Consider the following 24,510-nt stretch of genomic DNA (forward strand, 5'->3'; position numbering starts at 1 on the left):
TAGCATAGAAGTCTGATCAAAATAAAAACTGCTCCCAACAAATATGCCGGAAACAGTTTTTAAATATGAGACGAAATTTAGTTTTAATTATTCTCGAAGATGGTACCGATTTTAAACTTGGAGCCTTTAAAGGCATATTTCGTGAGAAGGAAGTAGGATATACCGCCGACGACGAGACCGATAATCCAAGCGAGGTCCACCAGCATAAAGGCTGCGGCTGCACCAAGGAGCATGGCGGTGATTGCGGCCGGGTTATACCCGGAGAAGGGGCCATCTGCTTTGTAAAGGTCTACCACATTTACTTTTTGTTTTCTTAGAATGTAGTACTCAACTAAGAGTATGGCCACAATAGGTCCTAAGAAGGCGGAGTAGATAAGAATAAACATAGCCAAACCTGCGGATGAGGAATCTTGTACCAGTACCCAAGGGAAGGAGCAAAGGCCGAGGAGACCAGTGATTACAACGGCTGGCTTGTATTTGATTTTGGTGAGCAATTGAATGACATAGGTTGGTGCAATAATGTTAGCAACCATATTTACGGCGACTGCACCCATGACGATAAAGGCGGAGACAAAAACGGTGACGGCATCATTATTGAAAACGATGGCTAAAGCTTTAACAGGGTTTGAGTTACCGGTAGCTGAAGCTAGCATGGCACCAATAACAATGACTGCACCATAGGCTATGACAATGGGAGAGAAGTAAAGAAGGCCGCGTTTCCCATCACTAATTCCGGGTTTGAGCTCACGAGAATAATCGGCTGCACTGAGGAATATGGCAGCATAATTGCCCATAAGGACCATAATGAAAGCCCAGAATTCGATGCCCCAAGTGCCTTGAGTATTGATCCATTTTTGAGCGATAACATCGCTATAGTTCGCAATGAGAAGACCAAATACATAGACAAAGGCGGCCATTAGGACAACAGAGATAAGGGTTTCTACCCATTTAATGGCGTGAAAGCCATACATGGAAAGAACAATCTGCACTAGCTGAAGGACAACGAAGCAGATGGGAATGCTATCAAAGGAGCCGTTTGTAAAGACTTTGAGAATTTCATTTAAGGCGGTAGCACCGACCCAGCTTTGGAATCCGTACCAGACAATCGCTGGAATGCCACGTAAGAGCGAGGATATAACAGATCCTTTCTCACCGAAAGACATCCGCAGTTGCATAACATAAGGGATTCCGGTTCTATAGCCCAGTCTGTCATTCAGAGTGAAAATAAGGGAGATGATTCCGATCGCTATGATGGCTGCAGCAAAGGTTTGGTAAATATTTAAGGTAGCTATTCCGGCAATAATCATACTGCCGCCGAGGGTCATATTACCTAAGTTAACTCCATCACCAATCCACATAAACATATAAGGGATGGGTCCCATGGTGCGATCTTTGGCTCTCTTTGGATATAAAGTTTCTTCTACACCTGGAGCATGTTCAATCACAATATCTTGAACTTCAGTGTTTATAGACATGTATTCACTTCCTTTTTTGGTTTTTGGCTAAGGTGAGAATCTTCTTTTAGCTTATAGAGTTGGTTTGAGATGCTTACCGATGGGCTTGGAGACTATTTTTCCATCTTTAAAGATTGTCGTTCCTCTCAGAATGGTTTGTGTAACATTGCCGCGGAATCGATCGCCTACATAAGGGCTAACTTTATGCTTATAAAAGAGATCGTCTGCTTGCAAGGTGAACTCTTGATTCAAGTCTACTAAGGCAAAGTCTGCATCATAACCGGCTTGGATTTTTCCTTTACCCTGGATATTAAAAATGTCATTAACATTTTGGGCGGTTAATCTGGCAATATCCAGAAGAGGGAACTTCCGATCATGGTAAGCATGAGTGAGCAAGCCTTGCAGGGTGGTCTGGCAGGCCGATATGCCACCCCAAACACGCATGAATTCTCCATCCTTAAGCTTAGGGTCACAAGGAGAGTGATCAGAAGAAACAAAAGCAATCTCATCATTGAAAAGTTTTCCCCACATTTTGGATTGGTTTGCGCCATCGCGAATGGGAGGAGAACACTTCGCTACGGTTCCTAGGCGTTCTACATCGTCGCCGGTAAGGTAGAGATAATGGCCGATGGTTTCGCAACAGACATCAACCCCTCTTTTTCGGGCCTCGGTGACAAGTTCAACTGCTTTGGCGGTGCTGATGTGAGCAATAATAAGCTTGCAACCGGTTTCTTCAGCGAAGGTAATCATCCGCGAAACATTTTCAATCTCAGTAATAGGTGGGCGAGCTGCGAAGTAATCCCGCACCCCTGCCCGATTATTGGCCAGAGAAAGCTCGGTTAATTCTTTGGTAATCTCAGCGTTTTCGCAATGAACCATCAAGGGTAGCCCTAGTTTGGCGAGCTTCTGCATGCCGACTAAAGCAGTGTAATCGTCCAAACGCCCAAATTCATCAATGCCACTGTGGCAGGAAAAGGCTTTAAAGCCAATCACTCCACATTCGGCTAGTTCATCTAGCTTATCTAGGTTGTTCGGAGTGAGGCCGCCCCAGAAACCGTAGTCCACTAAGGAATCCTTCTGAGCTACGGCCAGTTTATTATTGAAGTGAACTGCATCTAGGGTGCAAGGGTTACAGTTGAGAGGCATATCAAAGAAAGCGACTCCGCCACCGGCGGCTAAAGCACTTGAGCCTGTGGAGATTGTTTCCCATTCTGTTCTTCCGGGGTCATTAAAATGGACGTGTCCATCGGTCGTACCGGGAAAGACATATTTTCCGGTGGCATCCACAACTTCCTTGGCTTCACCGGAAATTTCATCGGCGATGTCAACAATCTTCTCGTCATAGACAGCAATATCAGCTTTCCGTACACCATCGGGGCAAACCACATGTCCATTGCGGATAATTAAATCATAATGACTGCTCATGAGGTACCTCCTTCTATTTTAGCTTCTCAACATATTCTCCAAAGCCCTTTTGACCTACCACTTGACCATCTTGAGCAACCACTTGACCTCTGACTAAGGTGCATACGGGAAGGCCTTGGCCTTTCAGACCAACAAAGGCAGAGATTGGATTAACATAATGTAAGGATTCAGGTGTGATTTCCCATTCCTTATCTGGATCAAGGATGACCAAGTCAGCGTCAAATCCTACTTGAAGGGCGCCCTTTTTACCAAAGATGCCAAAAGCTTTCGCTGGGCCTTGGCTTAAGGAGCGAGCTAAGAGAGTAGGGGAATAGCCTCTCTTGACGACACCTTCACTAAAAACTACTTGCATCACGTTTTGGATGCCGCTGATTCCACCCCAAGCGCCAAAAACACCATATTGCGCTTCGCTTTTTTCACTAAGCTCGCAGGGAGAGTGATCGGAGGCGATGGCGGATAAGGTACCATTGTTGATGTACTCCCACATCCCTTCCATAGCTGCGGCATCACGCAAAGGCGGTGCGCATTTAAAGAGACTGCCATTTTTAATGACATCTTGATCAGTAAAGACGAGATAATGTCCACAGGTTTCAGCAGTCACATCTACACCCTCTATTTGGGCTTGGCGAATAATTTCGGCAACTCTTGGATGACTGACATGACAGATGTGAACCTTGGCTCCTACTTCTTTGGCTACATCGATGATATTTTGAGTAGCAACCAGTTCAGCTAGGACGGGGCGAGAATCAAGAAAGTCCTGCCAATCATTTTTCTCTTTACGTGCGGCTCTGGCTTCTTCCCATTTGATAATAGAATAATCTTCGCAATGGAAGCCTGCCCGGCCATCGAACTCCTTGCAAATCTCCATAGCCTCCTTGGCTTGGCCGATGGATAAAGAAACATAGTCTGGAGAAACCGGTCCGATAAAGGATTTAAAAGCTACACAGCCTTTATCATCTAGTTCCTTCAGATTGTTCAGATTATAATCGACGAGACCGCCCCAGAAACAAAAATCTACATAAGCGTTAGGAGAAACCGCTTCTAACTTTTTAGCTAGGATTTTACCATCGGTCATGGCCGGTTCATTTTGCATTGGCATATCAATGATAGTGGTAAAACCGCCGACCCCTGCGGCAGCAGTACCGTGTGCATAGTCTTCTCTCCAGAGGTAACCAGGATCATTTAAATGTGCATGGGTATCGATAGCTCCAGGGAAAACGTACTTGCCCTGGGCATCGATAACCTTTTCTGCTGCGACCTCTGTTCCTGACTCGATGATGGCGGCAATTTTTCCGTTACTAATACCGATGCTTGCCTCAATAACTTTGTCAGCAGTCACAACCTTACCGTTTTTAATGACGAGATTAAACACATACATGCCCCCTAAAAATAAAATAGGACTACATGGTAAACTGAGAAAAAGGGTTGAGTGATTGGCTAATTTACATTAAGAATATACTGAATATTTTAATTTAGCATTATCAAGTTGGGACAATAAAACCTAAAAAGGTTTATCCAACAAAGACTAAGCTATTTAGTTTGACACGTTTATTCATTCCTTTATCCGATGGCTACCTGGCATAAACAAAGCACTTTTATAGGTTGGTAAATTTGCAGGTAGTTAGCCATCTGGTCAATCTATTTAGGTCAGTGGTCTAAAAGGATAGAAAGACCTTAAGATTATTATCCAAAGTTGCCAAAGACAAAGGGCTTGAAATAATAAAAAATAAGGATAAATAAAATAAAAGAATTGAGATAATATTTGAACATTTTAATTCAGTGATGTAGATGAACAGAAATGTTCAACCATTGAAGCAGTAATGAAGAGGTGGCAGTTATGATTAACAAAGAACGTGTATATCAGCGATTACAAGAATTGGGGAAGATCGGTCTGAGAGAATCCGGCGGGGTAACTCGCCATGCTTTTACAGCTGAACATCGGACCTCAAAGGACTTAGTGGCTGAGTACATGCGGCAAGCAGGCTTGAGTGTCCGTGAAGATGCTGTAGGGAATCTGATTGGCCGTCGCGAAGGAAGGGACCCTCACGCCCCTGTGGTTCTTACGGGTTCCCATATTGATACGGTCTGTGACGGTGGAATCTTCGACGGTGGCCTAGGGATAATTGGTGGCATCGAAGTGCTTCAGACTTTAAAGGAACAAGGAATCGAAACCCAACACCCCATTGAGGTGTATGCTTTCAATGATGAAGAAGGTTCCCGGTTTAGCTTTAGTATGTTTGGTAGCCGTGGTGTCATCGGTGACCTTTCGCCTAAAGACTTGGAAATGAAGGATAAAGCTGGTATGACTGTGGCGCAGGCTATGAGTGAGCAGGGCTTTGACTCCGTGAAAATTCAGGAAGCCATTCGCGCCAAGGAAGAATTGAAGGCCTTTGTCGAGCTTCATATTGAGCAGGGGAAGGTATTGGAACGCAATGATCTCTCGGTCGGTATCGTCACAGGCATTGTCAATGAGCTATGGATGAAGATTGTTGTCAATGGCGAGGCGGGCCATGCTGGAGCAACTCCCATGAATCTTCGTCAGGATGCTTTGGTGGCTGCCGCTGAGATGGTTCAAGTCATAGAGAGCGAAGCCAAGAAAACAGGAAGTACTGTCGCAACCGTAGGGAGATTCAATGTTTTTCCGGGCGGTATTAACATTATTCCTGGGCGTGTGGAATTTACTTTGGATTTGCGGGATATCTCTCAAGAAGTCAGTGATCAAGTAGAGGCCGCTATATTTAAAGAAATTGAGAGAATATGCCAAGAACGAGGAGTTCAGATTGAAACGGAAATCCTGCAGCGGATTCCTCCGACACCTTGTTCCCAAGAATTTCAACTAGCGGCCAAAAAGGCTTGTCAAGAGATCGGGTTGAAATATTTCTGTTTACCCAGCGGCGCGGGACATGATGCGATGCAAATGGTTAATATTTGCCCCATTGGGATGATCTTTATCCGCTCCAAAGACGGAATCAGTCATAATCCGGCTGAATGGAGCAGTATGGAAGATTGCGCTGATGGAGTGAATGTATTGTACCATGTTTTACTTGATACGGCAGTGCGCATATAGGGATGAGGGGAGTGAAGCCCTGAATGATGGATATTGAAGAGGTCTTAAAAGCGAAGTACAATCTGGAGTTGCCAGTTCCTTCAGAACCCGATGGATTTTATTCCAGAGTGATTCAGACAGGAAATCTACTTTATGTCTGCGGACATACCCCTAAACTTCAAGGAGAATATGTGTTTTTGGGCAAGCTGGGCGAGGATTTCACTGTGGATCAGGGACAAGAGGCAGCCCGAATTGCCATGAGCAATTGTCTGGCCGCCTTGCAGGAATACCTTGGAGACTTAAATAAAATTAAGCAATTTGTTCAGGTCATTGGCTATGTTCGCAGTGCCGACAACTTTACCCAGCAGCCGTTAGTGATGAACGGAGCGTCCGAGTTGCTTTTGACCTGTTTTGGTGAAAGAGGAAAGCATACCCGCATGGCCTTGGGTACCAATCAGCTTCCCGGTGGCGCTGCAGTGGAAATTATGTGTGTTGTTGAAGTATAAAGATAAGGATGGAAATAGGATTAAGTTCAGGATTTAGGAATTAGGATTAGGGTTTTATAAAAGCAGGCGTCCCCAAACTACTTTTGAAAGTGGTTAGGGACGCCTGTTGGTTTTTTATTATAAGGCAAAGCCTGACTATACCGAGTTCCGTTTAGAGCTTTAACTCAAAAGTCTCTCCTAATTCACGGATTTGGACATCGCCGTCATAGAGTGGAGCGATGGATTCGTCAGAGGTTTGCTTGCGAGTAGCTAAAATATAGGCGAATTTCGGTTCTAGGGGAAGAATGGTTCCATGCCAAACTCCGCGATGGAGAACAAAACACATATCCCGTTCCCAGAGGAAGGCGCGTACCGAATCAAGGGAAGGTAAAGATTCTAAGTCTGAGGGGTCGGTGGCCGGCGCAACTGTAATGATTGCTGGTCCGCTGGTCATCATAAAAAAACCTTGGGTTACTTTAATATGACGTTCTAGGTTCGAAAACTTAAATTCTTTGCGATCCAAGAGGGCATAGACAAATTCGGATTCTCCCTCATCTACTTCAAAGGGCATTCGATCCGTAAAGATGGGAGGAGTATTTTTAAAGGGTGCAATGCCGGGATTAGGATATAAAAGATAGCCAAAAGGTTCAAAAGCTTCCTTGGTTAAGGTCTCGACTTTAAGTATACGGCTCATCTACGTCATCTCCTTTAATAATCATTGCAATACAATTCGATGTTTCCTTTGTACTTCCTTTATCCCCAGTTGATAAAGATTGAGAGCTGATTTCTTGTCGGGCGAGCATGTATCTTAGCATAATAGGGTAAATTATAAGGGTTGATGAGGCTAAAGCTTTATCACATTTGGATAAAGGTAAAAATGCAGGGGTAACGAACATTAAGAATATAATGCTAATTAGGTGAATTTCAATGGTATAATGAAAGGAGAATGGAATATGGGTTATCCTCAGGATTTATTATCGTCAAGAGCAGTAGTCCAACATGGGAGGTATGCTTTGATTCCTCCCGAAGGACGTGTGAAAAATGTTCTGCCGAATTTGGAAAAGTGTAATGTGAGCATTATCGCTTCTCCTCATTATGGTCCCCAATTTGCTATGTATACAGTCGAGGTTCTCCCGGGAGGTGGCACCGTAAAGCCTTTTCAAGAAGAAGGAATTGAAACGTTTATCTACTGCTTAAACGGTGAAGGTAAAGTTTCAGTTGAGGGTAAAGAATATTGCATTGACGAAAGTGGCTATGTCTTTGCTCCCGCTTCCTCAGGCATGAATCTTAAGAATGATTCCCCAGCACCCTGGCGACTTCTTCTTTACAAGCAACGCTATCGCGCAGTGGAAGGCTTTGCGGCGAGGGTTGTGGTCGGAAGACTCAATGATATGCCTGATGCCCCTTATGATGGCATGGAGAACGTCCGAATTAAGGATTTGTTGCCTACGGATTTAGGCTTTGATGTCAACTTCCATACCTTGAGCTTTTTACCGGGCGGTTGCCATCCCTTTATTGAAACCCATGTCCAAGAACATGGACTCTACCTGATAGAGGGAGAAGGGGTCTACCTGATTGATAAGCAATGGATTCCCGTGAAGAAAGAAGACTTTATATGGTTTGGTCCCTATGTACCCCAGGCTTGCTATGGCGTAGGGCGTACACCCTTTACCTATATCTATACGAAGGATTGCAATCGAGACGTTCAATTATAGTTGACTGGAATGCCGAAGAAAGCATAACAGCAAAATGAGAGTGAGAGGTGGTAGCACATTGGAGATTACTGTGAAAGATTTATTGAGGGTTGGCCCTTTGAAAACCTCCCAAGTGGTTGCAGGGCACCAAAAACTTGATAATGTAGTCAAAGGTGTTACCATCATCGAAGCTCCTGATATTGTGAATTGGCTATCGGGCGGTGAGCTCCTTTTGACGAGTTTGTACTCAGGACCGGGTGAAGGAATGGATTATTGTGAATTCATTCGGAAAATGGCTGAGAAAGAGGTCTCAGCCTTGGCCATCAAAGTGCGACGCTTCGTCCAAGAGATCCCGAACGAAATTATCGAGGCGGCTAACCAATATGGCCTGCCCATCATTGAGTTGGAAGGCAGTGTACGATTTGTCGACATCATGTATCCGGTCATGGAGGAGCTTTTTAACTCCCAAGTGGTGAAGCTTAAATACTATAAGGATGTACAAGAACGTTTTACCACCTTAGCTTTGCAATGCGAAGGGCTGGAAGCGATCGTTAATACCCTAGAAGAACTGGTGGGAAACCCCGTTGCTGTATATGACAAAAACTATAGATGCATTCAAAGCACCCATCCTGCTTTAGAGCAGTTCCAGGTGCCGGAAGAATTTGTTTTGCGGGAAAAGCTTAATGATAAATTTTCCTATTATCGACAATCCGTCTCTTATCCGGAACTGGAGGGACAATGCATACCTCAAGTGGTCGTCCCAATCCAAGCCTTTAATCAAATTAAAGGCTATTTGACGATTGTGGAGCTCAATAAGTCTATTGCTGATATGGATTTTATTAGTATTGAGCAAGCTGCTACCGTGACCACCTTGGATATGGTCAAGCGGTTTGCGGTTAAGGAAGTAGAATACAAGTTTAAGAATGATTTGCTTGAGCATATCCTCTCTGGTGAATTGGGTTCAACCAATGCTCAAGAACGCATCAATCTGATGGAGTGGGATTTAAATCGCTCCTATTATGTAGTCCTCTTTAATCTTAAAAATTTGGACTCTTATCATGCAGAGCATCGTTCTCAGCATAAGATGGCTTTGCAAAGCATTAAAACAGAAATAACGTCCCTCATATCAGGGACGATTAAAACGCATACTCGGGACTTTATTATTGGTAATAAAGTGGATAAGATTGTTCTGCTCTTGCCCGCTAAGGAGTCCCAGGGAAATCCTTTAGATAACGTAAAAAAGATTGCTCAAGATGCCCAGGATCAACTAAAGAAGAGGGTGAAAAAGCTTTGTGTTGAAGTTGGTATCGGGGATATGGCTAATGGCGCTGAAGAAATTCCTCGTAGCTATAAAGAAGCCTTAGATGCTCTGAGCTATGGAGGAATGCTTCACGATGGGAGTACCGTTGTGGCCTTTTCAGAATTGGGGGTTTTTCGAATTCTATGCAAGTTCGCGGAAAGGAACTCTTTAGAAGAGTTTATCCCCAAATCATTGCTTAAAATTCTAAAGCATGATCAGGAAAACGAAGCTGAGCTATTAAAAACCTTAGAGGTCTTTCTTGAATGCAACGGTAACGCCAGTAAAGCCGCTAAGGGATTGTTTATCCACTATAAAACCATACTCTATCGCTTGGAACGCATTAAGGAAATTGCTCAACTCGACCTAGAGGATAGTAAGAATCGCCTTGAGCTGGAGATGGGATTAAAGATGCTTCGGCTTATGGAAAACCAAAGCTAAAATAATAGGCAGTCTGGAATACGATATTACGGTTATGGGTGACTATAGAAAGGATGAGGCAAAGATGGACATCAAGGATCTTCTGCAAAGGCGCCGGAGCATACGAAAGTATACGAATACCCCTATCGAAAAAGAAAAAGTAGACCAACTCATTCGTTCTGCCTTACTCTCCCCAACCTCCTGCAATGGGAGACCATGGGAATTTATCGTGGTAGAGGATCAGGAGCTCTTAGAGAAGCTTTCTGTAGCTAAAGTCGGAGCTCAATCCCTCAAAGGTGCAACCTTAGGCATTGTTGTCTGCGCAGATCCCCAAAAAAGTGATGTATGGGTAGAAGATACTTCAATCGCTTCTATTATGATTCAGATGCAAGCTCAAGATTTAGGCCTTGGGTCCTGTTGGATTCAGATTCGAGAACGGAATTATCAAGATGGGATATCCGCTGGCGATTATTTAAAAAAACTACTGGGAATACCGGAGCATCTACAGGTTGGAAGTATTATCTCTTTGGGTTATCCGGCAGAAACACGTCCAGAACATACAGATGATGAATTACTATTGGAGAAAATTCACCGAAATACCTATAAGCAGTAGATAGCAAGATGGCCATAAATAATTAATGCTCTCTTATCGATGATGAGGTTAAGTAAGAACCCACGTCGATAAGAGAGCATTTGTATTATTATAACCACCTAGCAAGGGTGACACCTACAGAAACCCCAAACAACCCAACCAGAGTGCTCAATAGAACATAAGAGATTGCGGTCGAATAATATCCCTTTTCAATTAAAGTAAAAATCTCAAAGCCAAAAGTCGAGAAAGTAGTAAAAGCTCCGAGAAATCCTACCCCAATTCCTAATCGCCACTCAGGCGCCCAAGATAATTTATCCAGGAAGAGAACATTAATAAAGCCCAATAAGAAAGCTCCACTAACATTGATAATAAAAGTTGGCAGAGGGAAAAAGTGAGTCCAGCGGTCGGAGATCCAAAGACTCAATTCATAGCGTGATAATGCGCCTAAGGCACCTCCTAGTGCAATAACGATAGAAGTCATGGTTATATTCCTCACTTATCAAAACGGTATGTTCGTTAATAGCAACTAATGTGAGAGTTTGAAGTACTGTAAGCATTATACTTGTTGGTTAGGGTCCATTCAAGTCGTTTTTTACCCAATACGACTTAGAATCTTTTCTGAAAAGATAAATCTCCTCCTTTAAGGTTTTAGGGCCCGCATAGATGCATATGTTTAAATAGGGTGCAAAGGAGGGAAGTATTTTTGCGTATTGTGATCTTATCTCGCAAAGGATTGTATCTGAGTATTATGGTTCTTGGCTTAGTCTTACTAGGGGTCAGTGTCCGGACTATGGACTGGGCTCTTCCCTCCATTGCTAAGCATCCGGGAACTTATTATTTAGTCCAGACGGAAGAAAAAGTGTTGGCCTTAACCTTCGATGATGGACCGGATCCTCTTTTTACAGGAGATGTTCTCGACGTGCTTAAGGAGAAAAATGTCAAAGCTACCTTTTTTGTTTTAGGGATGAATGCGCAAGACAACCCCGAGCTACTTAAACGGATCAGTGAGGAGGGGCATGAAATAGCAAACCATGGCTACTCCCATAGCTATACCCCCAGTAAATTTGTCCCCGAGCTTACACGTACGGATGAAGTTTTAAATGAGCTGCTTCAAAAACGTACTACCTATTATCGTCCGCCGGGGGGGATCATCTCTGAATCTGTCTTGGCAGGAGTGAAGGAAAAAGGGCATACCTTGACCTTGTGGAGTATTGATAGCAAGGATTGGCAAAACCCGGGACCGTCACGAATTATTCAAAACGTGGTGATGAACAGTTTCCCCGGAGGAATTATCTTGCTTCATGATGGGGGAGAAAGACGGGAACAAACCATCCGAGCTTTAGGCCCGATTATTGATCGGTTAAGGGAACAGGGTTATCGCTTTGGTACCGTTTCCGAGCTTAGGAATTTTGAGAGTGTTAGACCGGTTCAGAAGAGCAATCCGAGATAATAATATCCCAGAGTGTGAGGCTCTGGGATTTTCTTTAACATAGTTGCGAGGAAAAGAAAGGTGAACAGAATCTCCCTCGTGGAATAAAATACCATATAAAAGTGAGTTAAAGGGGGGATTATTAGTGTATGGATCCTTAGGAGAGTATCCATTATATCCGGATTCTTATCCCTCAAGCTATCCCGGACCCAGTTTTCTTGGTCATATCAAAAGAGTTGCCCCCATACTTTCTCAGGAAGCGGAGCGGATTAATGCAAAGATTACCGCAGCATCTAATGTATGGCTTCTGGCTCCAGCCATGGTAGGGACGGCGGCTTACTCTTTATTTACTACCCTATTTAGGGGGTTAGAGGGGGAGAATGGTAAGGTATTAAAGGGGAAAATCGGCAGTGTTATCTATAGTGCTGTTGTGACAGCAGGACTCTCTTCTTATGTTTACTCTGTTCTTGTTGTAGCAGATGGACATCTTATGGATATCTATTGGCCTATTGCTGGTGCTATTGCCGTCCAAATTCTATATTTTGCATCGGTTTATACTTGGCTTTATCGTTTGGATAAGAGTAGTTTTACGGATAATATCGAAGATAATCCTATAGAGGAGATTATTACTTTTCTTTATTTTAGTATTACAACCTTTGCGACCACGGGAAGCTCCGTTTTTCCAGAATCGATTACAGCGAAAGGATTAGTTGCGTTACAAGTCCTATTCTTAATCTATTCGTTTACCATGGGGTTAGTTTTTTTTATTAATCCCTAAGAATGATGTTGAGTAAGACCGACTTTTTCCTTTACCTGTAGGAATATAGCGGTCTTTTATTATTTAAACTTGCTTTCGGGGACAATATATATTAAATTGAGTTTAATGAAAGGAGGAATTATAGATATGTCTTTTAAAATTACAGAGACCATTACATATGTGGGTAAAATCGATTGGGAGCTTCGGAATTTCCATGGGGAAGAGTACAAAACTAAGAGGGGATCATCCTATAATTCTTATCTTATTCGGGATGAAAAGACTGTCCTTATCGATACAATATGGGAACCTTTCGGCCGTGAGTTTGTTACAAAGCTAAAGCAAGAAATCGACTTGAAAGAGATCGATTATATTATCATGAACCACAATGAGGTGGATCATAGTGGTGCGCTTCCCTTTCTTATGGAAGAAATTCCGGATACACCAATATATTGTACTGCTAATGGCAAAAAGATTCTTCAAGGAAGCTATCATAAGGATTGGAACTTTGTCGAAGTTAAAACCGGTGATCGCCTGAATATTGGGAGTCGTGAACTCATCTTCATCGAAGCACGGATGCTCCATTGGCCGGACACGATGTTTAGCTATTTGACAGGGGATAATATCCTCTTTAGTAATGATGGCTTCGGTCAGCACTTTGCTTCAGAACATATGTATAATGATTTAGTCGATACGAGTGAGCTTTATACAGAGGCCCTCAAATACTATGGCAATATTCTTGCGCCCTTCAGCAAAATGGTCACGGCCAAAATCAATGAGATTGTTAAGCTGGAGTTGCCGATCAATATGATCTGCCCCAGCCATGGCGTGATCTGGCGGGACAACCCGTTGCAGATTGTGCACAAATACTTAGAGTGGGCTAATGACTATCAAGAAGATCAAGTCACCATCATTTATGACACGATGTGGAACGCTACTCGGAAGATGGCGGAATCTATTGCTACGGGAATTCGGATGGTTGATCCGAACCTCACCGTTAAGCTATTTAATTCTGCTCGTTCCGATACGACGGAAATTATCGGTGAGGTTTTCCGTTCCAAAGCCATCGCGGTTGGATCCCCCACTGTGAATAATGGCTATCTATCCTCCATAGCTGCGATTATGGAAGAAATTAAAGGTCTGAAGTTTAAAAATAAAAAGGCTGTGGCCTTTGGCAGTTATGGGTGGAGCGGTGAAGTAACTAAGCTATTGAATGAGGAGTTGAAGAAAGGCGGTTTTGAAGTCGTCGATGATGGGGTCCGCCTTATGTGGACACCTGATGAAAATGACCTTGTTCATTGTGTAGAGTTAGGAAAACGTATTGCCCAAAATCTTCAATAATAAGAGCTTAAAAAAATAACAGTAGCTTTAAACAGTAAAAAGCGCGGCTGCCTTAGGCAGTCGCGTTTTTTACAATATGAGTTTAGTTTGCAGAATCGGAATCCTCACCGCTTGCGGGCAGATTAACTCTTGATGCAGTAATAGCAGCAATGATTTTTTCGGAATCATCGAGTATTTCTACTGAAGGCTTAACCGTAAGATCTGCTACTGTGATTTTCTCCCCTAAGGATATATTTGCAACATCCACAAGGATATGCTCTGGGATATCCATACTGGGACCGGTAAGTTCAATTTCCGAAAAGTACGGTTGGAGAATAAGTCTTTTCTCATTGAGTTTCTCAGTTCCTTCGAAGGTAAGGGGCACTTTCATTTTTACAATCTGATCTTCACGAACCACTTGCATAGAGATATGAATAAGTTTATTTAAAGTTAAGTCTCTTTGAATCTCTTGGATGAAACAGTGTCTGGTTTCATCGCCTACTTTTACAATGATTTTAGCCTTCTGAGAACGACCTTGAAGCACTCTCTGAAGCTTTTTCTCATCAAACTTCACACTGATGGAATCCATGCCTTTTCCATAGAGTACTCCAGGTACAAAACCGTTATCCCTAGCTTTCTTAGGCTTTTCTTTCCTTTCAATAGCCTGAATTGCAGTTTCGGTCATCTGTATTACCCTCCATTCTTTGATACAACCCAACGTAACCACATAACAAATCTTTGTTTTTCTCCAAGCTCTAGGATAGGCACCCTAATGATTGTATATTATTTCACGAGCGTAGAGTGTAAACGGTTTTCCCCTCCCAGACATTAATCCAGATAAAGGAGATCCCCGCATGAGCTTATTTGAGTACAAATATTTGTTAAGGCTAACACTATTTACTTTATCTTCTTTAAACTGGGATGTCAAAGCTCAAAGGCCTTTAGAATCTAAGGATTAAGTAAGTTACGACTTGAAAGGTTCCGAGAAGTTGTCTTTTCGAATTATTGCTCCTAAATCAGTTAGCTAGCCATAGGTACTATATAGATGAGAACCATCAAGAAATGGATCAAAGTCCCTGCTGCGATGAAAATATGGAATATTTCATGAAAGCCAAGATGCAAACGAGGAATTCGAAAGATCTTCGCCGCATATATGATAGCCCCTACAGTATACATTACCCCACCCACTACCATCATGATCAAGGCTCCTAAGGGAAGGTTATGTACAAGCTGAACAATGGGCACCAAGGCAATCCAACCCAGAGTCACATAGAAAGCTGTCGATACATAACGGGGGGCATTGATAAACCAAATTTTTAAAAGAACTCCAATCAGGGCAAGGGCCCATACTGCTATGAGCATGGCCCAGCGCCAAGCTCCCTCCAATCCATAATAAAAGACTGGGGTATAGGACCCGCCGATGAGGATATAGATCATCATATGGTCAATTTTGCGTAAGATCAGCTCTTTCTTCGGGGTACATGGCAATGCATGATACAGAGAACTTGTGCCATATAAACCGATGACGCTTAATCCGTAGACAGCCATGGTAATGGTTTTGGAGAGACTTCCGTAAGATAAGAGCAGTAAAGAAACCAGACCAAACCAAGCGGCTACAAAAGGGACAAAATGGGTCAGGGCATTCATGGGTTCTTTGATTTTCATCGGAGGCCTCCTTATCTTCGATCAAGGTTTTTTATACATTATACTAAATTCTATACATATTAAGGCCATAAGGCAATAGAGAAGATAACATCATCAGTCGAAAGTGATTATGTAACGGGCCTAAATGAAATAGGTTGTCCAAGTATAAATTATATCAAAAAACGGAGAAAATATGCAGTAGGCCCACTGGTTAAAATAAATACCAGTGGGCCTACTGAACTAAATATGAAACATTTGAGTTCATCAATAGGGTGAAGGAGGCTAGTGCAATTCCTCGGCCCCAGAAGTTTCAAGAGGTCAAATTTAGCACTGGTGCCAAATTTGAGGGAGCAAAATTAGCCCTTCGAAGGGTATTTGTCTGATTATGTTCTCCGCAAATCATATGATTAGATGTTAAAGTCTATGCTTTTCTTAGATGAAGGTATTCTTTAGGAGTTCTCTTTCTATAAGTTCAGTCGTCTTCTCAGCAATTTCTCCTGTTATGGAGATACACTGCTCCATGTGCACAGGAGAACCTAATTTCATGCCTCTTGTTAAGACACGACAGCAAGTTGATTTGTGCTGAGAAGTGAAGTGGTCATGAAGCTCTTTAGCGAGCGCCATGGTATGATTAACCCTTGGATCACCGGGTTCACGGCGTCCGAAAAATAAACCAAGAGCCATTATACCTCCTGCTAAAGCGCCACAGGTGCAACCTGATCCTCCCATTCCCACAGGAAAGCCCGATGCCATGGCAATGACATCGTCGGACACATCCATGTTGAATTCGTCGCGGATACTCCGAACAATCGCCTCTGAACAAAAGTAATCTCCCCGGCGATAGTAGTCTTCTGCTTGTTTACAAACCCTATATTTCCTATCCATAAAGATAACCTCCATATACTTTTATAACCCTAATGATACAACTTCTATTATAATCATTTTTTTATAAAAAGAAGAGAAGAGAAACGCAATAATTAGATTGACATATCAAATGTTTTTGATATGATATATTCATGAATAACATTACTATTATTTCAAAAGCACTAAGTGATCCGAACCGTTATCAAATCCTGATGATGTTATCAAAGTTTGAAAGGGGTGAACTCGAAGAAGTCTGCTGTAACTCCCCAGAAGAAGGGCTATGTAATTGTGATATAGTATCAACACTTGGGATGTTACAGTCTAGGGTTTCTTATCATATGAAAGAGTTAACCGAAGCAGGATTAATCAAAGAGGAAACGAGAGGCAAATGGAAGTTTTACTCTCTTAATCATGAGACATTAAGGGAATACATCAGACAGATTACTTTAGACAATAATCTTTAGCCTCTTTTTTTACTTGTACACATCAAAAAAGGTTGATGTATTCTAGTTGAAAATATGAAATAAAGTGAGGGAATGGAATGGATAATGTTCGAGAAGAAGTAAGACAGAGGTATGCTCTGGCCATTGTTAATCGGGGTCAAGGGTGTTGCGGGAGTGCTGGATGCTGTAGTGATTCCGCCAATAATGCGGCAGATCCTATAACGAGTAATCTTTACGATGAGAAGGAGTTAGAGGGCTTAGATTCCGATCTTATCGCGAACTCCTTCGGGTGTGGAAACCCTACAGCACTTGCTACCTTAAACCCTGGAGAGGTGGTTCTCGACCTAGGGAGCGGGTCCGGACTGGATGTACTTCTCTCGGCTAAAAGAGTCGGCCCGACAGGAAAAGCTTATGGATTAGATATGACCGAGGAAATGCTGGCTGTGGCAAGAGAAAATCAGAGGAAATCCGGTGTTGAGAATGCAGAATTTTTGAAAGGACATATAGAGGAGATTCCTTTATCGGATAAAACTGTCGATGTTATCATCTCGAACTGTGTGATTAATCTTTCGGGAGACAAAGATAAAGTCTTAAAAGAATCCTACCGTGTATTAAAGCCTCAGGGACGCTTTGCCGTTTCCGATATTGTATTAAAGAGACCTCTTCCAGAGAAAATTAGAGACAGTATCCTTGCTTGGGCTGGATGTATCGCCGGGGCAATGACCGAAGAAGAATATCGTGGAAAGCTGTCCAATGCAGGGTTTGAGAATATCGAGCTTCTGGTTACTCGTGAATATGATCTTGAGGACCCCAGTTTGCAGGGTATGCTAGAAGAATTGACTGAAGAAGAGATTAAAGAATTTCAAGGAGCAGTTGTGAGCTGTTTTATTTGGGCAACCAAGCCGAGGATCAACCTGTGCCCGGTATGTGATAAACAAGGTGTCCCTGTCAAAAATATTACAATAAAGCATATGGTAATTGATGAACTAATAAAACAAGTTGGTGATGTTGATTATTTTTTGTGCATGAATGAAGAATGTGATATTTCTTACTATAATAAAGAGTCCAATGTTGAATTTAACAAGGAACAGATAAAAGTACCTATATGGTTTAAAAATGACGCTAATCCTAAATATGCTTGTTATTGCAGTAAAGTTACTGAACAAGAGGTGATAAACGCTGTAATAAAAGAAGGTGCAAGCAATATGAGTGAAGTTATAAAGATCACTGGAGCAATGAGTAATTCGCAATGCCAAAAGAATAACCCGTTAGGCAAATGCTGTCATGGAATTATTCAAAATGCCATAGAGAAAGGGTTATCAATGCAATAATAAATTAGCCATGATTTGATTTTATCCCAGATCATGGCTATAATGGCATGAACAAATCAGGGGGCCGATTAGGTCCCCCGATTTGTTCTGATAGCTTCTTCATGATGTAAATAAAATATTTCTGAATCGCGTGTGAAATTTGCAATGAATACGGCTCATTATTATTTTGCCTGATGATAGCTCGAAAATGTAAAACAGCAAGGGGTTTATGGTCTTAATGTCGAATTCTAAGCAAAGATTATATTTGAGAAAATTGTAATAGTATAAAAGGAAAACTAAGTTTGTGATAGATTAAAATTTGAGGGAGCGTTCTGAGCCCCTAAAAACTTTTTCAATGGAGTGAAACATTTTGACTATTCATAAGAAATTTAAGTTTTTTCTAAGAATTAAATTGGATTTTCCATCCTATAAAGTTATTGCTCTGTTCTTTTTTTTGCTATCAACCCTGCTTGCAGGCTGTAGTAATCAGGGAGAAAAAGCGATCGATATCGATTTAACTAACCGGTCCTATACGGAAGTTCGCTCCAATTCTCCCGACTCCTCAGATGTTATCTATTTTGGCTTTGACAGAAGGCTAGAGACAAAAGAAGATGTGAAGATGTATGTTCCCCTACTAAAATATTTGGAAAAGGAGACTGGGTATAATTTTAAAATACATGTTACTCCAGTCAAATCGAGTGTTGTTGAGGAGTTAGGACAAGGAAAAATCCAAATGGCAGCAATTGGTACATTGGGATACTTGCAAGCCTCTGAAAATTACGGAGCAGTCATTACTGTAAAAGGGCTTAACATAGAGGACAAAGATAGGTATAAAGCCGCGATTGTGGCCCGTCCCGATAGTCCTATAATGAGGATATCCGATATAAGAGGGCAGTCCTTTGCTTTCGGCGACCCAACTTCAACCCAAGGGCACTTGATTCCAAGAATCATGTTATCACAAAAAGGGATTGAAATGAGTTCGCTGAAGTATTACCAGAACTTTGCTTCGCACTCCGAAGTTGCTAATGCTGTTATGAGTGGTCGATTTGATGCAGGTGGTATTCAGGATACCCTTGCAAAATCACTTGAAACTGATGGGCTTCTGAAAATTGTAGCTGTTTCAGAGGAATACCCTAGCAGTGGTATTGCTTTTTCCAAAGGTGTTAGTGGAGATGTAGTTTCTAGAATTACTCAGGCATTAATAAAATTTGATCCTGAAGGAGAGGAAAAAGTTGGCCTTTATCATTGGGAGAGATCTGAAATGCGACATGGATTTACACAAGCAAACGATGAGGATTATAATACATTAAGAAATTGGGCTGATAAATTCGGGTTATTAAAGAAAGTGGATGGTGAAATTAATTGAAACTAAGCACCAAGATGATTATCATTACCGTAATATTGATCGTTGTCATGGGGCTTTTAACTATGGGCGCTATTTCTACAATCGTCGAACAAGCAATGACTCAACAATTAGAGGAACAGGGCTCAACGTATTCACGGATGGCTGCTGATAACGTTGCTAATCCCCTTCTAGATGGAAACGTTCTCATAGTACAGCGAACAATAGAAAATCTATTACAAACAGGCTCAGGAATTTCCTATGTTTATGTCATCGATAATGATGGGAAAGTGATCGCCCATACATTTAGTGGAGGTTTCCCAAGCAGTTTGACAAACACTAATATACTTAAATCAAATCAAATTACAAACACCATGCTCTTAAATGTACAGTCACAAGGTTTAATCCGTGATGTAGGAGTTCGTATTTTAGAGGGGCTTAATGCTGAAATTCATGTTGGATTCAGTCAGGATATTATTTCTCAATGGACTTATAATGTTAGAAATCTTATGTTAAATCTAACGGTTTATGGAGTTTTGATAGGAGCCGTGGCAGCGTTAGTTCTAAGTACTTTAATTACAAGGCCATTAAAAAAGTTAGCTTCTCATGCTCTTCGATTGGGTAAGGGTAATCTCGAAGAGGATATTATTATAAGGGGTAGGGATGAAATTGTAGAACTTGCGGGATGTCTTAACCGAATGAGAAAGGATTTATTTACGGGTATGCAGATGCTCCGCCAGTCTGAAGAGAGTAATCGAACATTGCTTGAAGCCATAAGTGCTGCTGGAGAAGGGATTGTAGTATTCCAAGACAGTGAGAATCACAAAAGCGCCATGACGTATGTTAACGAGCAATACGAAAATTTAACAGGATATTCAAAAGAAGAACTTTTCGAAATGGAAGGGAATGAAATCGTAGATTCCGAAAGCAGAAAACAGGTTGAGGAGGTTTGGGTTCTTTCAGAGCGCGGGTTAATACTACCAAAGCAAATAGAGATTGCCATCGAAAGAAAAGACGGTTCGAAACTTTACTTGGAAGCAAGCTATTGTAATATTACTTACGAAGGTAGCCAAGCCATTATCTGTATTAACAGAGATATAACCGAAAAAAAGAAGACTTCTATGGAAATTATCCGCAAAAATCGTGAACTAGCTGCTCTGAATGAGCTTTCTAAGGCAATAAGTGGTCAAATGAATTTTAAGGGTAAATTAGACGAGGCATTGAATACAATACTTCAGGTTGTTGGAAAGCAAGCTGGTTGGATTTTGGTGTATAATGAGAGAGACGATGTGAATAAAGCTGAACTCATGTGTCAAATCGGCATTCTACCAGAAGAAGCATTAGCTCAGACCAAGCAATTTCAAAGGTGTACCAACTTTCCACCCCCCAATTCGAATTCTATTCAAGTACATTCCTCTTTGAGTACAGCTTGTCCTATTAAACAATTATATTTGCCTGATGGAACAAAAGCTTTAAGTCATGTCTATGTACCCCTGAGTTATAAAGATAGAGTTCTAGGAGTTTTAAATATTATCGCTTCTGACTTGGAGTCATTTGCAAAAGAAGATCTTAACCTGCTGAATTCCATAGGGTTGCAGCTAGGTGTAGCTATAGAAAATGCAGAGTTGTGGGTTGAACTCAATAAAAAAGAAATATTAAGAAAGCAGCTCTTAAATAAGGTAATTACAGCTCAAGAGGAAGAACGGAAACGAATTTCACGTGAGCTGCATGATGAAAGTAGTCAAACCATAGCGGCGCTAGGTATTGGGTTAAAGTCTGCTATTGAAATTATGCAATTTGATCAAGAGTATGCCTTAACGGTTCTTGAAGATTTAAAGAATAAGACTTCAATGATCCTAAAAGAGTTGCATCAAATAATATATGATTTAAGACCATCTCTTTTGGATGATTTAGGTTTGATGCCCGCAATTCGGTGGTATGTAGAAAGCCGATTGGAAACTACAGGGATGAAACCCCATGTGACGTTTGCTGGAAATCCCATACGACTTCCTGATGACATAGAGATGACCATCTTTCGTATTGTCCAAGAATCAATCACTAATGCAATCAAATACTCAAATGCCAAGAATGTTTATGTAGGACTTCAATTTGACCTGAATTCTTTAGAGGTGTTTATAGAAGATGATGGTGTCGGATTTAATATAGAAAAGGCATTTAGTCAAATCGATGGAAAAGAGTCTCTAGGACTTTTAGGGATGACGGAAAGAGCAGAATTAGTAGGTGGGGAAATAGATATTAAATCTAGGATTGATAGTGGTACCCGGATATCATTGAAATTGGATTTTCCTGATTTTGAGACCAGCTAATTAAAGTCAAGGTGTAATGTAAAAAAGATTAGTTTCAAGGTCCAAGAAAAAATGGGTACAGGAAACCAAGCCATTGAAAAATCCGAACAATGACCAAATCGATGTATGAGGGAACGAAACGCTCGGCGCTTGCCAGGCAAACTCTCTTTAATATGGGGTAATACTTTGGGGCTTAAGAGACTTTGCCGTCTTCAAGCTTCTGGTGTTGTTCCGTGTCAATGGGATGATGGCGAGCATATCCTCGGCCTAAGGGCCTCCGGTATTCCTCGCATCACCCTTGACACGGGCAAACTTACAACCATGTAACAAAGAGATGTTTAAGCCGCAGGTGCTTGACTGAGCTTTGTATTTCTCCAGGATTGATGATCCTTAGGTTGCCTGATCTCAAAGGGTTTCTGGTCACGAAGAACAGCAAAGATGTAGTGGAGAAGTTTATGCATTACGGCTACGAGAGCTACCTTTTTCTTCTTGTTAACGCATTTTGCCGCGTAGAATTCTCGCAGAACCGGATTAATCTCATCACCTTTGCGCGTTGTACGAATGGAAGCCATAGCGATGGTAAACAGAATTCTTCTCCCTATCCGTGTGCCACGCTTAGAGATTTTGTTTCTGTCACCTTGGAATTTTCCAGACTGATTGACAGATGGATCAATCCCAAAGAAGGCTGTAAAGGCCTTAGCAGACTTGAAAAGACTGAAGTCTCCCATCTCCGCAATGAGCGTAGCAGCCGTTAGAAAGCCAATACCGGGTATGCCATCAAGAAGCTCAATATTCCGCTTGGCATCAGCAGGAAAGAGCTCAGAGTCTATCATCGCATGAATTTGCTTTACAATCCCGTCTAAACTGGCCTGCATGCTTTTGATCCCATCGATATGGACTTTGATCTTAGCATCCAGCAAAGAGAACTCATGAGGCATGGATGAGGCAAGCTGCGCGCAGTCCTTGAGTAAGTTCACCTTCTTTTCGGCCCAAGCCGTACCCTTACGACTGATTTTCGAAATAAGCGAAGTTAGCGATTCTGTATCAGCCGCCTGAATGGCTCGCGGTGAAGGGAACTTTTTCAGAACGGTTAAAGCTGTTTTGCCAAAGATATTAGAGAACACATCAAGGAATCCTGGGAAAAGAAGATAGAGATCGGTGCATAGCCTATTCTTCATCTCAGTGAGGGTATCCGACAAAGCATAATATTCTCGGGTCATCATGCGTAGAGCCAGAATTTGAGGCTCAGGAACCAGAGAAAACTTAACATCTTGGTATTTAGCAAGCCTAGCAATCGCTTCAGCATCTTTTTGATCATTTTTCACTTTTCTTAAGTCAAAGTTTTTGATAGAATGAACACTCAAGGGGTTGAGCACAAAACCTTGGAGGTCATTCGACCTCAAGAAGAAGAAGAGTGGTAAATGAAAGATACCCGTAGATTCTACGAAGTAGATGGGCTTTCGTTCTAACCGCTCTTCTTCTTTTTTTAGGATATCGAGCAGTTTATGAAAGCCAGCAGGATTATGATCAATCCGAAAAGGTTTGCGGATTAGTTCCCCGGAGGGAGCGAGCATTGCAACGATTGAGAATTCAGAAGAAACATCGATTCCAACAACAAAATCATGAAGAAACTGGGACAAATTAACACAACCTTTCAACAGATGAATCAGAGCATCCACTAAAAAAGAATGTCAACAACCTTGCATTTGAAACGGGTAACACGAGAACGTGACCCAACCAGCTAAACATCGAACCATTCTTGTGGAGTGACACGCTTTTTCACGGATAAGCCTCAAAAGAGGGATCCAGGAGGAACGCACATCTATCTCTCTGACCAAAAATGATTATACCAGAGGTTTAGCGATATTGGTTACGTAGAGTGTCAGCTCATTCATCTGAACAATAAGGATTATGGTTTCAAAGAACGTTCGGGTAGGTTTTATAACCTTAACCCAATATCTATCTTACAAGGAGGAAAGAAATGAAGAAAATCAAGGTCTTTCTGGTCGATGACCATACTATTTTTCGTCAGGGTATTAGGCTGCTGTTAAACTTACAGAGCGATTTGGAAGTTATTGGTGAAGCTGATAATGGGGCTCAAGCAATTTCGATGGTACTCCAACTAAATCCTGATGTTGTACTAATGGACATTGCGATGAAAGGGATGGATGGGCTAACCGCTACTAAGGATATATTGGCAGGGGCTCCTAAGACTAAAGTCATTCTTTTGACACAATATGAGAATAGAGAATATATTCTTCCCGCTATAAAAATTGGTGCATCTGGTTATGTTCTCAAAAGGGCTGCGGCAGATGAAGTGGTTAATGCCATCCGAGCAACGTATCAGGGACGTTCATTTTTAGACCCTGAAATAGCAGAAATTGTGGTCAATGCTTATAGACATGGGAATGAAGATGAATATGAAACTTTAACAGAGCGAGAAAGAGAGATTCTCATACTTTTAGCAAAGGGACACACCAATAACGAAATTGCTCCTATATTAAATATTAGCTCAAAAACGGTTGATTATCATCGATCAAATCTAATGAAAAAGTTAGGTGTTCATAGTAAGGTTGAATTAACTAAGTATGCTTTAAAAAGGGGTCTTATTCAATAATCATTGTGTCTAAACCAGGGTGTTTACCTAGGGTGCTTTTCAGGTGATTGCAGTAATTCTTTATTGCG

The 24,510-nt window shown here is 41.8% G+C and carries 23 protein-coding genes; 14 read left to right on the forward strand and 9 right to left on the reverse strand.

The annotated features are described in order from the left end of the window. Positions 1 to 83: 83 nt before the first annotated feature. Genes DESDI_RS04525 through allB (DESDI_RS04535) form a run of 3 tightly spaced genes read right to left on the reverse strand, consistent with a single transcriptional unit; the run spans position 84 to position 4,251 of the window. A complete protein-coding gene (locus DESDI_RS04525) occupies positions 84 to 1,475 on the reverse strand; it encodes an NCS1 family transporter (RefSeq protein WP_015261459.1) in 1,392 nt (463 codons plus the stop codon). A gap of 51 nt (positions 1,476 to 1,526) precedes the next feature. Further along, positions 1,527 to 2,879, reverse strand: coding sequence for an allantoinase AllB (gene allB / locus DESDI_RS04530; RefSeq protein ID WP_015261460.1), 1,353 nt, complete (start codon positions 2,877 to 2,879; stop codon positions 1,527 to 1,529). Between the two features lie 13 nt (positions 2,880 to 2,892). Next, the gene (allB, locus tag DESDI_RS04535; protein WP_015261461.1) at positions 2,893 to 4,251 is read right to left on the reverse strand and encodes an allantoinase AllB; all 1,359 of its coding nucleotides are present in this window, start codon (positions 4,249 to 4,251) and stop codon (positions 2,893 to 2,895) included. 465 nt (positions 4,252 to 4,716) lie between these two features. Here allB (DESDI_RS04535) and DESDI_RS04540 point away from each other — a divergent pair, with 465 nt between their 5' ends. Next, positions 4,717 to 5,946, forward strand: a complete 1,230-nt coding sequence (locus DESDI_RS04540) for a Zn-dependent hydrolase (RefSeq protein WP_015261462.1) — start codon at positions 4,717 to 4,719, stop codon at positions 5,944 to 5,946. 23 nt (positions 5,947 to 5,969) lie between these two features. Continuing rightward, positions 5,970 to 6,431, forward strand: a complete 462-nt coding sequence (locus DESDI_RS04545; RefSeq protein WP_015261463.1) for a RidA family protein — start codon at positions 5,970 to 5,972, stop codon at positions 6,429 to 6,431. 151 nt (positions 6,432 to 6,582) lie between these two features. On the opposite strand, the gene DESDI_RS04550 is transcribed toward DESDI_RS04545, so the two are convergent. Next, positions 6,583 to 7,104 (reverse strand): ureidoglycolate lyase, encoded by a 522-nt coding sequence (locus DESDI_RS04550; RefSeq protein WP_015261464.1) that lies wholly within the window; start codon positions 7,102 to 7,104, stop codon positions 6,583 to 6,585. 259 nt (positions 7,105 to 7,363) lie between these two features. Here DESDI_RS04550 and allE point away from each other — a divergent pair, with 259 nt between their 5' ends. The 3 genes from allE (at position 7,364) to DESDI_RS04565 (ending at position 10,434) form a co-directional block, all read left to right on the forward strand. Next, positions 7,364 to 8,125, forward strand: coding sequence for a (S)-ureidoglycine aminohydrolase (gene allE, locus DESDI_RS04555; RefSeq protein WP_015261465.1), 762 nt, complete (start codon positions 7,364 to 7,366; stop codon positions 8,123 to 8,125). Between the two features lie 58 nt (positions 8,126 to 8,183). Continuing rightward, positions 8,184 to 9,842: a PucR family transcriptional regulator gene (locus DESDI_RS04560; RefSeq protein ID WP_015261466.1), complete on the forward strand. Its 1,659-nt coding sequence runs from the start codon at positions 8,184 to 8,186 to the stop codon at positions 9,840 to 9,842. Between the two features lie 64 nt (positions 9,843 to 9,906). Beyond that, positions 9,907 to 10,434, forward strand: a complete 528-nt coding sequence (locus DESDI_RS04565; RefSeq protein WP_015261467.1) for a nitroreductase family protein — start codon at positions 9,907 to 9,909, stop codon at positions 10,432 to 10,434. Between the two features lie 88 nt (positions 10,435 to 10,522). On the opposite strand, the gene crcB is transcribed toward DESDI_RS04565, so the two are convergent. Beyond that, a complete protein-coding gene (crcB, locus tag DESDI_RS04570) occupies positions 10,523 to 10,894 on the reverse strand; it encodes a fluoride efflux transporter CrcB (protein WP_015261468.1) in 372 nt (123 codons plus the stop codon). Positions 10,895 to 11,116: 222 nt separating this feature from the next. Here crcB and DESDI_RS04575 point away from each other — a divergent pair, with 222 nt between their 5' ends. The 3 genes from DESDI_RS04575 (at position 11,117) to DESDI_RS04585 (ending at position 13,937) form a co-directional block, all read left to right on the forward strand. Further along, complete coding sequence (locus DESDI_RS04575; RefSeq protein WP_015261469.1) at positions 11,117 to 11,863, forward strand: polysaccharide deacetylase family protein; 747 nt, start codon at positions 11,117 to 11,119, stop codon at positions 11,861 to 11,863. Between the two features lie 124 nt (positions 11,864 to 11,987). Continuing rightward, positions 11,988 to 12,620, forward strand: a complete 633-nt coding sequence (locus DESDI_RS04580) for a hypothetical protein (RefSeq protein ID WP_015261470.1) — start codon at positions 11,988 to 11,990, stop codon at positions 12,618 to 12,620. A gap of 126 nt (positions 12,621 to 12,746) precedes the next feature. Beyond that, positions 12,747 to 13,937 (forward strand): anaerobic nitric oxide reductase flavorubredoxin, encoded by a 1,191-nt coding sequence (locus DESDI_RS04585; protein WP_015261471.1) that lies wholly within the window; start codon positions 12,747 to 12,749, stop codon positions 13,935 to 13,937. 82 nt (positions 13,938 to 14,019) lie between these two features. Here the strand turns inward: DESDI_RS04585 and DESDI_RS04590 are convergent, their stop codons facing one another. The 3 genes from DESDI_RS04590 to DESDI_RS04600 all read right to left on the reverse strand — a co-directional run bounded on the left by DESDI_RS04590 (position 14,020) and on the right by DESDI_RS04600 (position 16,445). After that, positions 14,020 to 14,601, reverse strand: coding sequence for a 50S ribosomal protein L25 (locus tag DESDI_RS04590; RefSeq protein ID WP_015261472.1), 582 nt, complete (start codon positions 14,599 to 14,601; stop codon positions 14,020 to 14,022). 335 nt (positions 14,602 to 14,936) lie between these two features. Then, complete coding sequence (gene trhA / locus DESDI_RS04595; RefSeq protein WP_015261473.1) at positions 14,937 to 15,581, reverse strand: PAQR family membrane homeostasis protein TrhA; 645 nt, start codon at positions 15,579 to 15,581, stop codon at positions 14,937 to 14,939. A 411-nt stretch (positions 15,582 to 15,992) separates the two neighbouring features. After that, complete coding sequence (locus DESDI_RS04600; RefSeq protein ID WP_015261474.1) at positions 15,993 to 16,445, reverse strand: C-GCAxxG-C-C family protein; 453 nt, start codon at positions 16,443 to 16,445, stop codon at positions 15,993 to 15,995. 131 nt (positions 16,446 to 16,576) lie between these two features. On the opposite strand from DESDI_RS04600, the gene DESDI_RS17540 reads away from it, so the two are divergent. From DESDI_RS17540 to DESDI_RS17815, 5 genes are all read left to right on the forward strand, one after another. Beyond that, positions 16,577 to 16,888: an ArsR/SmtB family transcription factor gene (locus DESDI_RS17540; RefSeq protein WP_015261475.1), complete on the forward strand. Its 312-nt coding sequence runs from the start codon at positions 16,577 to 16,579 to the stop codon at positions 16,886 to 16,888. Between the two features lie 77 nt (positions 16,889 to 16,965). After that, positions 16,966 to 18,198: a Csac_0668 family 2Fe-2S cluster-binding (seleno)protein gene (locus tag DESDI_RS18555; protein WP_015261476.1), complete on the forward strand. Its 1,233-nt coding sequence runs from the start codon at positions 16,966 to 16,968 to the stop codon at positions 18,196 to 18,198. 349 nt (positions 18,199 to 18,547) lie between these two features. Next, positions 18,548 to 19,543: a phosphate/phosphite/phosphonate ABC transporter substrate-binding protein gene (gene phnD / locus DESDI_RS04610; protein WP_015261477.1), complete on the forward strand. Its 996-nt coding sequence runs from the start codon at positions 18,548 to 18,550 to the stop codon at positions 19,541 to 19,543. Positions 19,544 to 19,557: 14 nt separating this feature from the next. Continuing rightward, on the forward strand, positions 19,558 to 21,846 hold the full coding sequence (locus tag DESDI_RS04615) for a PAS domain S-box protein (protein WP_156801113.1): 2,289 nt from the start codon (positions 19,558 to 19,560) through the stop codon (positions 21,844 to 21,846). 105 nt (positions 21,847 to 21,951) lie between these two features. Continuing rightward, a complete protein-coding gene (locus tag DESDI_RS17815; RefSeq protein ID WP_156801096.1) occupies positions 21,952 to 22,152 on the forward strand; it encodes a hypothetical protein in 201 nt (66 codons plus the stop codon). A gap of 11 nt (positions 22,153 to 22,163) precedes the next feature. Here the strand turns inward: DESDI_RS17815 and DESDI_RS04620 are convergent, their stop codons facing one another. Continuing rightward, entirely contained in the window at positions 22,164 to 23,465 is a 1,302-nt protein-coding gene (locus DESDI_RS04620; RefSeq protein WP_015261055.1) for an IS110 family RNA-guided transposase, read from the reverse strand. 341 nt (positions 23,466 to 23,806) lie between these two features. On the opposite strand from DESDI_RS04620, the gene DESDI_RS04625 reads away from it, so the two are divergent. Beyond that, positions 23,807 to 24,442, forward strand: a complete 636-nt coding sequence (locus tag DESDI_RS04625; RefSeq protein WP_015261479.1) for a response regulator — start codon at positions 23,807 to 23,809, stop codon at positions 24,440 to 24,442. Positions 24,443 to 24,510 lie beyond the last annotated feature (68 nt).

Origin of the sequence: Desulfitobacterium dichloroeliminans LMG P-21439 (assembly GCF_000243135.2) — a bacterium.
Lineage (GTDB): Bacteria > Bacillota > Desulfitobacteriia > Desulfitobacteriales > Desulfitobacteriaceae > Desulfitobacterium > Desulfitobacterium dichloroeliminans.